General features: G+C 39.9%; 12 protein-coding genes. 1 reads left to right on the top strand and 11 read right to left on the bottom strand.

Going from position 1 to position 14364, the window contains the following annotated elements; genetic code table 11:
- The 3 genes from A9239_RS01005 to larE all read right to left on the bottom strand — a co-directional run.
- The coding region (locus tag A9239_RS01005; protein ID WP_141706325.1) for a PKD domain-containing protein at positions 1-1366 on the bottom strand (1366 nt) is incomplete at its 3' end.
- Positions 1367-1788: 422 nt separating this feature from the next.
- The gene (locus A9239_RS01000; RefSeq protein WP_048123295.1) at positions 1789-2232 is read right to left on the bottom strand and encodes a GNAT family N-acetyltransferase; all 444 of its coding nucleotides are present in this window, start codon (positions 2230-2232) and stop codon (positions 1789-1791) included.
- A gap of 92 nt (positions 2233-2324) precedes the next feature.
- Positions 2325-3152, bottom strand: coding sequence for an ATP-dependent sacrificial sulfur transferase LarE (larE, locus tag A9239_RS00995; protein WP_048154261.1), 828 nt, complete (start codon positions 3150-3152; stop codon positions 2325-2327).
- A gap of 281 nt (positions 3153-3433) precedes the next feature.
- Here larE and glmM point away from each other — a divergent pair, with 281 nt between their 5' ends.
- Positions 3434-4792, top strand: a complete 1359-nt coding sequence (gene glmM / locus A9239_RS00990; protein ID WP_048120340.1) for a phosphoglucosamine mutase — start codon at positions 3434-3436, stop codon at positions 4790-4792.
- 1044 nt (positions 4793-5836) lie between these two features.
- Here glmM and A9239_RS00985 read toward each other — a convergent pair.
- The 8 genes from A9239_RS00985 to A9239_RS00945 form a co-directional block, all read right to left on the bottom strand.
- The gene (locus A9239_RS00985) at positions 5837-6970 is read right to left on the bottom strand and encodes a TIGR04013 family B12-binding domain/radical SAM domain-containing protein (RefSeq protein WP_048120338.1); all 1134 of its coding nucleotides are present in this window, start codon (positions 6968-6970) and stop codon (positions 5837-5839) included.
- A gap of 37 nt (positions 6971-7007) precedes the next feature.
- Positions 7008-8120 (bottom strand): site-2 protease family protein, encoded by a 1113-nt coding sequence (locus A9239_RS00980; protein WP_048120337.1) that lies wholly within the window; start codon positions 8118-8120, stop codon positions 7008-7010.
- 243 nt (positions 8121-8363) lie between these two features.
- Entirely contained in the window at positions 8364-8801 is a 438-nt protein-coding gene (locus A9239_RS00975) for a DUF126 domain-containing protein (protein ID WP_048120335.1), read from the bottom strand.
- Complete coding sequence (locus A9239_RS00970) at positions 8788-10005, bottom strand: aconitase X (RefSeq protein WP_048154264.1); 1218 nt, start codon at positions 10003-10005, stop codon at positions 8788-8790. The genes A9239_RS00975 and A9239_RS00970 overlap by 14 nt, the downstream gene beginning before the upstream one ends.
- Before the next feature lie 58 nt (positions 10006-10063).
- Positions 10064-11329: a UbiD family decarboxylase gene (locus A9239_RS00965; RefSeq protein ID WP_048120331.1), complete on the bottom strand. Its 1266-nt coding sequence runs from the start codon at positions 11327-11329 to the stop codon at positions 10064-10066.
- 415 nt (positions 11330-11744) lie between these two features.
- Entirely contained in the window at positions 11745-12623 is an 879-nt protein-coding gene (locus A9239_RS00955; protein ID WP_048154266.1) for a glycosyltransferase, read from the bottom strand.
- Positions 12623-13768, bottom strand: coding sequence for a glycosyltransferase family 4 protein (locus tag A9239_RS00950; protein ID WP_052712651.1), 1146 nt, complete (start codon positions 13766-13768; stop codon positions 12623-12625). Before A9239_RS00950 ends, A9239_RS00955 begins: the two co-directional genes overlap by 1 nt.
- 2 nt (positions 13769-13770) lie before the next feature.
- Complete coding sequence (locus tag A9239_RS00945) at positions 13771-14112, bottom strand: hypothetical protein (protein ID WP_048154269.1); 342 nt, start codon at positions 14110-14112, stop codon at positions 13771-13773.
- Between the last annotated feature and the right edge of the window lie 252 nt (positions 14113-14364).

Raw genomic sequence — 14364 nt, 5'->3', positions numbered from 1 at the left:
TTGTTACCGTGTTACTACCTGCAGCATTCTTTGCTGTTAAGCTAACAGTATATACTCCTGCTTTTGAATACTTGTGAGTTGGATTCTGGTGGAATGACTTTGATCCGTCTCCAAAGTCCCATATCCATTTAGTAGGTGTCCTTGTGCTTGTGTCAGTAAACTTAACCTTCAGTGGTGCTTTTCCTGTAGTTGGAGCTGCAGAAAATGCAGCAACTGGAGAGCTTTTCGAAAGGGTACCCATGTAAATGTCGCGATTTCCATTGCGCATATCTGTCCATACTATCCTGTCACCATAGATCTCTGGATCGTACTGATCGGATTTATCAGTAGTGTGACTTTCTTGGTGAGTGGCTAAATCGTACACATAGATATCCCAGTTTCCATTGCGAACATCAGACCACACTATTCTGTCACCATAGATTTCAGGATAACAGGTAGTTTCATGATTTGTGATCGGAGTTTCCTTTTTAGTGGAAAGATCATACATGTAGATATCCCAGCTTCCATTACGATTATCCATCCACGCTATTCTGTCACTGCAGATAACAGAATACATCTTCTTTGATTCATTGTTAGTAATTTGAGTTTCCTTTTTAGTAGATATATCGTACATGTAGACATCAGTATATCCATTGCGAGAGTCTACCCATACTATCCTGTTATCGTAGATAGCAGGATAGTTTGCAGATCCGCTATTAGTGATCCGGGTTTCCTTGGAAGTAGATAAGTTGTACATGTAGATATCGTCCATTCCAGTGGATCCATATTGGCGATTATCTTCCCACACTATTCTGTCCCCGTATATTGCAGGAGCAGAGAAAACTGCTGAGTCGTCAGTTATCCTTTTTTCCTTTTTAGTGGAAATATCGTACGTATAAATGTCGTAACCTTCATAGGGTTCACCGCGATAACCCATGCAGACAATCTTGTCACCGTAGATTGCAGGAGCAAATGTCCCTTCTGCATCAATAATAGATATCTGAGTTTCTTTTTTAGTAGAAAAATCGTACATATAGATATCCCCATTTCCATTGCGCTCATCATACCACAAGATTTTGTTACCATAAATAACAGGGTCAGACTGCTCAAAGTTATTAGTGGTAATACGCTTTTCAGTGATCTTGAGCTCAGCAGGTTGTATCGATTCCGTGGCTGTATCGGTTTCTTCGGTAGATAACTCATCGGATGGAATCTGATCATCTGAGGGATCGCCTGCTCCACTGCTGACCTCCGGTGTGGTGCTCAATGTGGTGTTATTACCTATTATATGTGTGAATGCCGATGCCGGAGATGAAACAAAAATCAAAAATAAAATTATAAATATTGAAACTAAAGCTATTGAGTACGCTTTTTCCTTCTTTTTCACTTTTTCTTCCCCTTTTCCATTTCTTTTAGTGCTTATTATTCCTAGGAGTTGGCGAAATAGAGCATTGGTAAACTAAGCATTGATCCTGCTTGCAACTGGCTACCATTGCTAAGCAACCCGGAAAACATCAAAAGTTACTTCACTTAAACTACCCATTATTTCCAATAGTTGTTAGATTAAAGAAAATGATAGCCCTATATAAAATATTATTGAAATCTTTTTCATTCCTTCGTAGATCATAGAAAATAAAATCGTAAAAACTAGATAGAAATTCGACTAATGGAGGAACGATTAATCAAAAACTAAAACATGGAAAAAAGACTCCTGTTTTCTCGATTTTCAGAATGAAAAGACACTAAATAATTTACATCGAGATACAGGTCAATATTTAGGAATGAAGACTTAATAATTGAGCTGGAAATTCAATACTTGCAAGAATATTTCATTGCATGCTGCGTGCACTTATCAAAATGCTCACAATTTTCGCAATCTTTCCAAAAGGATAACTTTTCAGTATTATCTATTTTTGTAAAATTTAGTTTTTCAAAAAAGATAGGGGCAGTTGTCCTGACATACAAGTCGCAGTACTGGTCTCCAATAGTTGTTAGAAGGTGCTTAACAAGCCTGGTTCCAATCCCTTTTCCACGGAAGTTCGGATGGACTGCAATAGAATGAATTTCCAGAAAATCTTTACCGTAGGATTCGGATTTTATAAGGGCAGCGCATCCTGTAATTTTTTCATTGATCTCAGCCAGCACGAAATTTTCCAGTTCAAGTTCTTCCATGTCAAGAAAGTAAGTTGACAGTAACCTCTGAATTGCCAGCAGGTCAGATTTTCTGGCTTTTCGGATATGGATTTCTCTCATAATTTCCCTTGTTTTTCTTAGTTGTTTTTTGGTAGTCAGACTGTCTTCATCTGGTAAGCAGGTTTTTTTCAAAGTATAAGGTCAGACTGTCTTCATCTGTTAGTCAAGTTTTTTAAGGTATAAGGTTCGTCCATGCTCCCGCTCCGAAAGCCCTCAAGATCGAGGGTTACGTAGTCAAATCCCAGGGATTTCAAACGCCGTGAAATTTTCTCTCTTTTCAGCAAAGCATCTTTCAGCTCATTCTGAATAACTTCTATCCGGGCGAGATTTTCGTGCATCCTGACTCTGAACTGAGTAAAACCCAGGGAAAAAAGAAATTCTTCGGCTTTTTCGATTTTTTGAAGAGCCTCTGCCGTTATTGGCTTCCCATAGGGAATGCGGGTGGCAAGACAGGATGCAGACGGTCTGTTAGCTGCCGAAAGAGAAAGTTTGGAAGCGACTTCCCTTATTTCTTCTTTTGTCACGTTAAATTCCAGGAAAGGAGAAAAAATCTTTTCTCCGGCTTCTTGGACCGCCCTGTATCCCGGACGGTTTTCCCCGTGTATTTCAGAGTAATTAGTGCCCTCAAGTACAGCATTATATCCCGCTTTCTCCGAGAAATCGAGCAAGGTTTCAAGCAGAGCCTTTTTACAGAAATAACACCTGTTTATTCTATTTGCGGAAAAATAAGGAAGACTCAATTGAGAGAAAGAGAGTATTTTGTGCTCAATTCCTATCTCGCAGGCTGTCTCGACAGCTGTTTCAAGTTGTTTCTTTGGAAAAAGTGGGGAATTTATGGTTACGGCAAGAGCCTTTTTCCCAAGTACCTCAAAAGCAAGGGCTGCAAGAGTCGCACTGTCTACTCCTCCTGAAAATGCAATGACAGCACTTTCTCTGGCTTTTATGGCTTCCTTTATCAGTTCTATCTTTTCATTGGTCATTATTAATTGGTTTTTAGCTAATAAGATATATGTATTTTCCAGTCCTATAATCAGGCAACTTGAAACAGCCGACAGAGGGGATTAATGGTTTTACTTAACGGACACTATTTTTAAGTTTGAGAATCTTCTCAAAAAAGCGGTATCTTGAAATCGTTGTAATGTTTTCATTACCAGAGCTTTGTTTTATATTAGAGATTTATTTGTTATAATAATTCAAATTAAAGAACAGATTTGCCCGAACGGCAGAATTTTCATTCAAATTACAAAGATGGAGATCTTACATGGCATTATTCGGAACTAATGGTGTACGTGGTATCGCCAATGAATATATAATTCCAGAGTTGGCAGTCAATTTAGCCAGAAGCCTTGGTACATATATGGGTTCAAAAGGCACGGTTGCTATAGGCTGTGATACCCGGATTTCAGGCCAGATGCTGAAGTCTGCCGCAATTGCCGGGGCTCTTTCAACAGGTCTGAATGTAATTGACGTGGGAACGCTTCCTACTCCTTCTATTCAGTACTATGTGCGTGATCACGCCGATGCGGGGATCGTTATTACTGCGTCTCACAACCCAAGACAATATAATGGAATCAAGTTAATTGCCGGAGATGGTACGGAGTTTCCCAGGGATGGAGAAAGAGATATCGAAAAAATTTACTCCTCTGGAAAATATTCCATTGTATCCTGGGAGAAGACCGGTAGTTTCAGGGTCGATCCAGGAGTCAATGACTATTATATCAGAAATATTATTAACGCAGTAGATGCCGAAAAGATTCGCAGCCGCAAACTCAAAGTAGTCATTGATACAGGTTCCGGAGCAGGTTCACTTACTCTTCCCTTCCTGCTTAGAGAACTGGGCTGCAATGTGCTGACTCTTGGAGCTCAACCCGATGGGACTTTCCCCTGGCGAAATCCCGAACCAATACCTGATGCTTTAACCGAGCTCTCCAAACTTGTAAAAATTACTGGAGCCGATCTAGGAGCAGCTCACGATGGAGATGCGGATAGGATAGTCTTTATGGACGAAAATGGTGAATTCTTAAATGAAGAGGTTCTGCTTGCCATGATGGCAAAATATATGCTCGAACGCGAAAAAGGGCCTATAGTAACTCCTGTTAGCTCCTCACAGCGGATGGCCGACGTAGCAAAAGAAGAAGGTGTCGAGCTTTACTGGACAGCAGTTGGCTCCATCAACGTCGCTCGAAAGATGATGGAAGTAAATGCAGTATTCGGAGGCGAGGGCAATGGAGGCCTTATTTTCCCCAAGCATCAGTATTGCAGGGATGGGGCAATGGCCTGTGCCAAAATCCTTGAAATCCTGGCTGGTGGGAAAAAGCTTTCCGAGCTTGCAAAGAGTGTACCTCAGTACTTCAACGCAAAAACCAAAGTCCCCTCCGTAAACACACAAGCTACAATGGAAAAAGTAAAATATGAAGCTTCAGGCCTCGGGCTTAAGATGGACACCATTGATGGGGTCAAAATCTGGTACAAAGATGGCTGGGTCCTTATCCGGCCCTCAGGCACGGAACCGATTTTCCGAATCTTTGCCGAAGCAGAGAAACAAGAACGAGCCGAAGAACTCATGCAGGAAGGCCTACAAATGGTCATAAGAGCAGAAAAGGCTTCAACTCCCAAATAAGTCCTTAACCTCTCTTGAAGTTTTTGCTCAAGCTTTTTTTTCAAAAGGCTTGTGAGCAAATCTTTTTTTAGAAGAGTTGCGCCACAACCGCTGTGTCGATTGATCACCCCGACCATCTTGTTACTGGAGTTTTCGATCAAGCCTTTTTTCAAAAGGGTTGTGCCACAACCGTTGCGCAGGTTGATCACGCCTATAGAGTTTAGGAATAAGGTTCTCAAGCTCAAATGCAACCGTTGCACCAGATGATCACCCCGACCATAAAGTTGCTAGGTTTTTGATCAAACCTTTTTTAAAAGACTTAAACCGCTTTGAGCCTTTGATTAAGTTTTTCCCGGGAAGGTTGCAGAACTTAAATGAATATTTTAATTAATTAGTATGTTTTAATTTTAAATTAGTAACAATAAATTATAAATACATTAATTACTTTATTATATATAGGACTAAAAATAAAAGGTCCTCTTTTATATAAGTATGTCAGTATAAGAGCCTCCTAAGCTCAAAGCGTATACATTCTAAACTGAGAATGCAGTAAAAATTCTAAGTATTAGTTTGATTAAAGGAACAGCCGGTAGTACAAGATCAATCGAAAGTGCAAGACCAACAAATAAAAGACCAACAAATAAAAGACCAACAAATAAATTTAAAAAGTGAATATGCAGTCAAAATGAGAACAAATAGAACCTATTCCAAAAATAAACTGTGAACTGAAACTCTGGAATAAAACTCGAATTCAGGTTATGGAGTTGATAGGAAAAGATAGTAACAGGATCAGATTAGATAACATGTGCGTAAATTTCCAAAATAAAGGCTCTTCGTTGTTTGTGGATATCCCATAATGTCCTCATAAAAACCAATGTGGTATTGAATTGAAAATTATCTCATCCATAGAGAATAATGAAGAGCCTAAATATATAAATAAGTGTAAATAAATAAATAAATTGTGCTTAACGTCTCAGGGAATTTATAGAATCCAGAACAATGAGATTTGGTTTCAAAGCCGATACCAGAATCCATATATCGGCCTCCAACCTTATCTCTCTAATTTTACTTTTTATCAAATTTCCGGTGTTTTTCCCAGTATCCTGTAAGTTTGCCCCCAAAGGCAAGTTTTCCAAGCTCTCTTCTTACCAGATCACTTACTTCTGAGGGGACAGCCGATGCATATGGAGTTCCCGGCAGGGGAGTAAGATAATGGGCCCTTACAGTGCCTCCTTTCTTGCAGATCCAGCGGACAAGGTCGAGGCTTTTTTCCTGGTCCTCTTCAGTTTCAGTGGGAAGGCCAAAAATGAAATCAACAGTGGGAATAATTTCATGTTCCAGACAGCACTCAACTGCTGAAATGCTGTCTCCAACCGTATGTCCTCTGTGGATTTCCTTTAGAATTCGATCACTGCCGGACTGAGCCCCAAGGCTAAGACTATCGTTTGCGCAGTATTTTCTCACGAGCTCAACCGATTCATTGGTTACGAATTCAGGACGCACTTCCGAAGGAAAAGTCCCAAAAAAGATTTTCTTATCAGGTATTTTATAAAGTGCAGAAAGCAATTTTTCCACTTTATCAAACCTGGGATGAATTCCATCACTACCGTAACCAAAGGCATTGGAGGCTATAAAGCGAAGGTCATTATAGTACCCCGCATTTTTCACAATGGAATCTACGCTTCTGTGCCTGACTTCTCTTCCGAAAAGCCTGGGAGTCTGGCAGTATTTACAGCCCCAGGGACATCCCCTGCTAATTTCAATAGGAGCCCGGAGTTTATGAGGGTCAAAGCAGGGATAGGAATCAAGATTTGCATACGGCCTTTTTGGAGTTCTGCCAACCTTGCCTGTTTCTGCATCCCTGTATGCAATGCCAGGTACTTTTTGAGGGTCTTCCCTTCCCTGAATTGTTTTCACAAGTTCCGGAAGGGTTTCCTCCCCTTCTCCTATCACAACATAATCGAAGTATTCGAGTGTCTCTTCCGGAGCGCCGGATGGATGAGGTCCTCCGGCAATAAAAATTGAATCCGTACCTGCATTTTTCACTTCCATAAATACCTTTGCTGCCTGACGCGTTGTAAAACTGTAGATCATGATCCCATCTACAGGTCTGTCTACAAAACCAGCTTCAGGCAGTAAAGGCGAAAGTACTGCAAAGCTGTAAGAGTTTTTCTTGCTGTACCGGAAGTGCACATTCATTATTTTTCTCCTCCGTTTTTTAGAAATCCAGACTCTTTCAGGAAATTGGCTTAAAAGGTATCAGAGTAAAGCAGAGTAAGCCCAGGATAAAGGTAATGATCCCTAACAAGATGCGTTTTTTGTCCAGTTCGACTTTATCGTGCAGGGGAGACGGATGCCCTATCGCAGCAAAAATCCAGAGGAAAAGGGCCCAGGAAATCCATATAAATCCGTCTTCCTTCATCCAGTAAATTACATAAAGCCCTATCAGAAACAGGACACGCGGCATCATAAATGAAACCTTTTCCGCTTTCTTACCCAGCATAGCCCTTAGGATGTGCCCACCGTCAAGTTGCCCCGCAGGAAGGAGATTGAGCAGGGTCACGAACATTCCTACCCAGCCTGCAAAGGCTACGGGATGAAGGTTTTCTCCTGTAACTCCAACAAGGTTCTGGATAAACACGAAAAGGGGAGGAAGGCCAAGACCAAGCATCATGGAATCCGACAGGGGGTTTACTGCAGGTGCTTTAAGGTTAAGTCCTATTACCGTCACTGCAACTGACATGAAAAGGCCTACCAGTGGTCCTGCAACTCCCACATCAAAAAGCGCTTTTCGACTGGGTACAGGCCCTCTGTAGCGGATTAGTGCTCCCATAGTGCCAATAAAAGTCGGAAAAGGAATGAAATACGGAAGAGATGCCTTCATCCCATGGTATCTGGCCATTACATAGTGAGCCATCTCATGGGAACCAAGAACTGTCATTATCGCAAGGGTAAATGGTAAGCCTCGGATAAGCTGGGAGGGATCGATTTCGAGGTCTGCTCCTGACATCCAGGCTCCGCAAACCATGGTTGTAAAAAAGGTTGCTATGAAAAGAACAAGGTTTATCCAGTTCTTTTCCTTTGCCTTCTTTTCAGGAAAAACCAGCAGTACATATTCTCCAAGCTCATACTTCAACGTACATCCGAACCCAAAATGCTGTAAAGGTTCCCATAGTTCTCCTGTAACATTTTCGGTATTGGTTCTAGGGGTTCCATAGAAGTAAAGAGCTTCCCCGGAATTCTGGACCTCATAAACGTCGAATACCCTGAATATGTAAGGATATAAACGTGAGACCGTTTCCTCGGCATTGAATTTGTCTTTGCCTTTCTTATGGTTTTCCGGGTTCATTTTGAAGTTCCTATTTCCCATCTTAAAACTTAATTTTTGGGCTTTATCCATTAATTTTATTAGTTCAATTTTATCAGTTCAATTTTATTAGTTCAATTTTATCAGTTCAATTTTATTAGTTCAATTTTATTAGTTCAATTTTATTAGTTCAATTTTATTAGTTCAATTTTATCCGTTCAGCTTTACCCGTACAGCTTTCAGGACTTAAATAACCATTTTTTGTTTGCTAGTTATTTTTCAGTTTTACTCGTTTTCAGTTTTAATGGTTTCCTGTTTGAGAAGTTCAATGTATCCTTTACTTCCGTTAACCAGAACAAAGTCTCCATTATTTAATACTTCGTAAGGGTTTCTCTCAAGCATATCAACAAGTGGAATTTCGGAAATAATGGCTCCAACTGCAACTATTGGCTCGGTTTCCAGGTTTATTATCGCTGCAGGTGCGACTCCATTTTTCTTCAGTTGATACATAACATACGAGCCAACTGTAGAGCCTTTACCGTGCGGAAAAACAAGAACTTTATTCTGGATTGATTTTCCTTCAAGGGCGTGATTCTCTTCAATTACGACCCCTGTTTTTGGGTCTACATTCCCAAGGAATGAAATAGGGTCTCTGGAAAGCAGTACTTCTCCTTTTGCACATCCTCTTGAAATCTTCCTGCCTTTAAGTTTAATTGGAATCACCTCCCTTCTTTGCTACATTCTTTGCTGCTCCGCCTACTGCTTCCTCGACACAGGCTTCCATACTTCCATATACGGCTTCAGCTCCGCACATTCCAGGAACGTAAGCAAGTGCTTTTCCTGAGTTTACCATAACGCAGGAATAGCTGTTTGTAGCAGGAGAAACTACCATGCAGGTATCACAGACAACCTTAGCTCCACTTTCTTCGATGGTCCCGACATACTCCGGATAGCGTTTTGCAAGTTCCCTTGAGGTAAAGATCCAGAACTCTTTTGAAACCGTTTTTCCTCTCAGGAGTTTGGCTGCTTTTTCAAGTTCCGCTGCAGAGCAGTGAGGACACCCTATGGTTATCAATTCGGGCTCTTTGCAGGCTTTTTTCAGGCTCTCATAAACCTCGTCAAGCTGGCTTTTCTCAATAGTTATTTTTTCTGACGGCTCTTCAAAATTCACCCTGCAAATCTCAGGCGTGACTTCTTCAACGTGATAAAGGGCAACTGCTCCCGAAGCTGCCATTGCAGCTCCTAGCGCTTTTAACTCATCCGCATCCGGAGTGCTCCTTAGATGAAAAACAGGCACCTTGCTCCCTGCAAGGTTCCCAGCTACATAACCTAGTGCACCGTAATCCGATCCTTTAAGAGGATACTCTACATCAAATGAAATCTCAGGCACACGGTTTTCATCCAGATGGAAACCATAGTTTGCGGTTTTTCCAAGAAGTGCTGCAGAAAGGGCTGACGGCCCACCTTCCCGGTTCGTCCTGGCCCCAAGTACGGAATTTGCATAGGAGACAGCTGATGATTCGCTCCATGCCAGGTGGTCTCCATAACCTACATCAAAACCCTCAAGAGTATATGGCGTGCATGTGCACTCACACCGAATTCCTAGTTTTTCGTATGCCTGAACAATCAACTTTTGTTTTTCCGCAAACTCGGGCGAGATCCTGAGCCGTTCCCAGTCTTGCAGGTCCATCCCGGCAGGGTTTAAAATCGCAGGAACCTTAACCTTCCCCTGCAGGTCTGAAATCCACTCAAGACCTGCATCGCCCATAGTTTTGTAAGAAACCCCTGCTATCTGAGCACTTTTGATGGGGATAAGCCTGTCTGCACCGTAAATGTCTCCAAGAGTCACCAGGATTTCAATAGCCTGCCTTAGAGTCTCACCGGCGTCTCCATTCAGGATTTGCTCTTCTTCTTTTGTAAGATACATTGAAATTCACTCGTTAATTGCCAGAGGTTTTAAATAATTTTTACCTATTCTTTCGGAATTATTCCGGAATTACTGCCCTTTCAAAATTTTCCTTTTCTACGAGCACTTTTGTAGCATCAATTCCCACTTTTGTGGTTGTTCCGTCAGGAGCTCCTCGTGGGTCAAGGGAACTTCCCCGAACATTGGGTATAATAAGAATATCAATATCGCCTTTTACCCTGGTAGCAATTGCAAACTCGACATCGTTCGGGTCAAAAATATTTATATCTTCGTCCACAACCACTACATGCTTAAGGCTTGTATGGGCTGCAAAGGCTGCCATGATAGCGTTTTTTCCATCTCCTTCAGTCTGCTTCTCAATCTGGACGACTGCATGGAGATAACAGCATCCTCCCTCGGTCAACACCACGTTTTTGACCGTAGTAACCTCTCCTACAGCCCTGTAAATCCTTGGCTCATAAGGCACTCCCATCATCAGGAGATGCTCAGGGCCGGCTGGCAGAATTCCGTGATAAATCGGGTCTTTTCTATGAATAATTCGGGTGATATGGATAACAGGTTCTTTTCTAACAACATCGTAGGTTCCGGTTATATCAACAAAAGGTCCTTCATCAATTCTCTCTACGGGGTCGATATAACCTTCAAGCACAATCTCGGCATGAGGAACTTTTAACCCATTTGCACACTCAAAAAGTTCAACAGGAGCTCCACGCAAAGCGGCTGCGTATTCGAATTCTTTTCCTACAGGAACCCTTGTCGAAGTCGCGTAAATAATTGTTGGGTCGCAGCCAAGTACAATTGCAACAGGTAGAGGTTCGCCTTTTTCGGCGGCTTTTTTGTGCAGGAGATAAGTATGCCTTGGAGGGACTAGGCGGGCTGCAAGTTTATCTTTTCCTACTAGCATAAGCCGGTGGATTGAAGCATTAATCGTGCCTCCGTACTCGGAAACTACAATTCCTGCTGTTATATAAGGAGCTCCGTCTTTTTCAAAATGTGTAAGGATAGGAAGTTTTGTCAGATCAACTTTGTCTTCTATGACCTCAAGGGTTGGAGATTCTGATACAAGCCGCACTTCCCCTTCAGGAGAAACTTCCGAAAGCTTCTTTATAATCTCTTCTTTAGGAACTCCGAGCATGGAGGACAGTTCATCCCTTGACCCAAGGAGGTTCATAATCACCTTCGAACCTGAGATATCATGGAAGAGAACGGGAGCTTTTGTGTTTTTTGCAATTCTTGAAGCTTCAAACCTCGGGGATACAGGTTGGAGAATTTCTACCAGTTTTCCATTTTCTTTTAACTGGTTGATGAAAGTTCTAAAACTCATGGGTATCTGGATATCAGAAAGCTGTCAGATGATAAAAAGATTATCTGATTTTAGGAATAAAACTCCCTTCTCTGTTAACCAATGTAAGTTATCACATTGTAGTGAAAAAGACTTTTACCGTGAAATCTAATCTGTATATCCAAAATTAGATCTTTGGGAACTTTGAAAGTGACGTTTTCCACTTGTTACCTCTTGTCTGACATTTACTTTATACCCAATATAGTGTTAGGTTGTATACACACCATAAAGATGCACTATTTTGGTACTGGCTGGTAATATTGAAATATCCACATCGATTGAAATATCCGCATCGCAAAGAAAAACTGTTTTCATAAGAATTTTCTCCTCCCAGCAACAATACAAATCCTTTAAAATCTTTATATTTTTTGCGAAAAACATTTTAAAATCATAATTCTTAATAAGTGGTATCAAATTGCTTTTTTACTTTTTCATAAAACGTTTTTTCATTTTCTCCTATGTTATATAGTTCTTCGTTAGTCATATTACAGACAGTCTTTAATGTATCATAAATACTATTTTTGTCTGCGTTTATGAATGGAATTTTTATTTCATACAATTCTGGATTTACATAACAGACTACGGGCACCCCCATAAAAGCGCACTCAAGAGATGAGACACCGTATGTCCCCAAAAGTAACTGGTCTATGTATACGTCACATTGAGACATTAGTTTTAATGCTTCTTCATGAGAGATGTTCTGAACCATTGAATACTCTATTTCATATCCCTCTTCCTGTAATCTTTTTACTGCAGAATCTATGAACTCTGAGCCTTTCACTGCTGGGTTGGAAGGAATATGTAACAGCTTTATTTTTTCCCCAGTTCGTTGTCTATTTTTTGGAGGAATTTCTTTATCGTTTAGAAGATTTGGAACCCAGACTGCATCCACATATTTCATCAGATCGGGAGTAGATACGTATTTTTTATCCGCTAATTTATGTAAAAATGGTTGTCTTTTTCCTCTTATATCAGTTCCATGATAATGAAATATGACTTCTTTTCCTAGCAGTTTGAATATAAGAATCTCTATTCCTTTTAATGGAGCTTTTTCATGGATGTGAATTCTATCGGCTTTGGTACATTCACACAGGTACCTGCAAGAGTTTACTGCAGAATGGAAATTGAAGCCATCAATGAGAAAGAATTCATCTCGATTAAATTTGAACGGATGTGGGTATGTTTGGATAACCTTAGACTCGTGCCCTCTTTTTTTATCAATATCACTAAGAGCGGAAGGAACTCCAGCAATTACTCCAATGTGATTTATTTTCATTATTCCCTCCCAATCTGTGAAGTTGAACGTAATATGATAGCCACAGATCCACCAATGTATTTCCATGAATACCTACATTCCACTAAATGTCTTCCATTTTCCCCCATCTTTATTGTTTCTTCGGGAGCCTCTAGTAACCTTATTATTGCTCCTGCCAGTTTTTCCGGATTTTCGGGGTCTATGAGAACTCCAGCATTGAATTTTTCAATTTCATCCAGATTGTTTATCCTTGAAGATACTATTGGTTTCCCACAGGCCATGTACTCTACAATTTTCATAGGGCTTATCCCTATCTTATCATTTCTTTCTTTTATGAAAGGAGCTACACATATATCTGCCAGATTAATAAGTTTTACAAGGGTTTCTTGAGGGACCGCAGGAATGAAAATTACATGTTCAGAGACATTAAGAGAATTTGTGAGTGTTATAAGTTTATCTTTTTCTGGTCCATCTCCAACAATTAATAAGCTTATATTAGGGCACTTTTCTACAATTTGAGGAACAGCATTAATTAAATTCTCTAGTCCCTGCCAATTTAATAAAGATCCCTGGAATAAAATAAATTGTTTTTCTGCTGTGTTTTTTACTGGTTTAAATAATTCTATGTTTACTCCATTGCAGACAACTTCTATTTTTGATTCCGAAAGATTATATCTTTCGCATAGCAACTTTTTTAATCCGGGTGTTACACATATTATTTTTTCTGAATGCGAATAATAGAGTTTCTCTGAAAGGTATACCAATTTTATATATAATGGAGGAGACTTCTTCATCCTTATTTCATCTATTAAATTTCCGTTTACTTCCATAACTAATCGGACATTAAAAAGTTTAGAAAAAATCACAGATGGAGCAAGAAGCAGTGAACCGTCAAATCTTTGGTAGATTACATCCGGGCGGTTTTTTAGTAAGTAAAAGGGATATAATAACAAGAAGCCTAAATTTAAGATAGCCATTCTTGCCATACCTTTTAATCCAAAAGTAGGGATCACACACTGATAATTAAATTTTATGTTATCTGTAGGAGTAGGGCAAATAACGTCCACTTTGTTTTCTCGCTGAAGATGTTTTACAATTTCCAGCGTGTGAGTTGTGCCTGCATTCCTCTCTCCTAAATAGATATCTGTAAGATAGTGAATTCTCAATTTCACCCCTCTTGATAGTTTTGAATTTCTGTATTTAGCTTATCTATTTTCTGGTTAAGTCTCTCGAACTCTTTTTTAATAGGGGACTCGTGAACCCAAGCCTGCCTATTTCCATATTGGAGCATAGAAGGAAAAGTAACAATATCGTAGACTCCCCACCATAAAGCAGAGGCAAAACAAATTAACAAAATTCCAGTGTATAAGGAAATGTAATTTTTAAGGAATTGATTATATACAGTAAGCGTTGTATTTACAAATGTTATAAAGTTACATAAAAACATAGATTGAATTACAACTTGAATAACACCCCCTATCTGGTCGTTATCTACATGAATTTGTTTCATTTCTTATCCCTCATGATTTGTAAAAACTTTATTTTGATTCAATTTCATGCTCAGTTTTTGATACTATTAAATAAAAGTAAAATTTATCTTAATTCAATTCCATACGTCTTCGGTTAAGCGAGAAATCGTGACAAATTGCACCAATTTCCTCAACATTTATCAAATATTTCTATAAATTATGACTTGGAACCGAGTATCGATTTCATGTACATAGGCCAAAATCTAAGGCTAATTTCTAATGCAAAATCGATA

It is taken from the genome of Methanosarcina sp. A14 (assembly GCF_001729375.1).
Lineage (GTDB): Archaea > Halobacteriota > Methanosarcinia > Methanosarcinales > Methanosarcinaceae > Methanosarcina > Methanosarcina barkeri.
The sequence above is the reverse complement of the archived record's forward strand: the minus strand, read 5'-3'. Positions and strand labels throughout refer to the sequence as shown.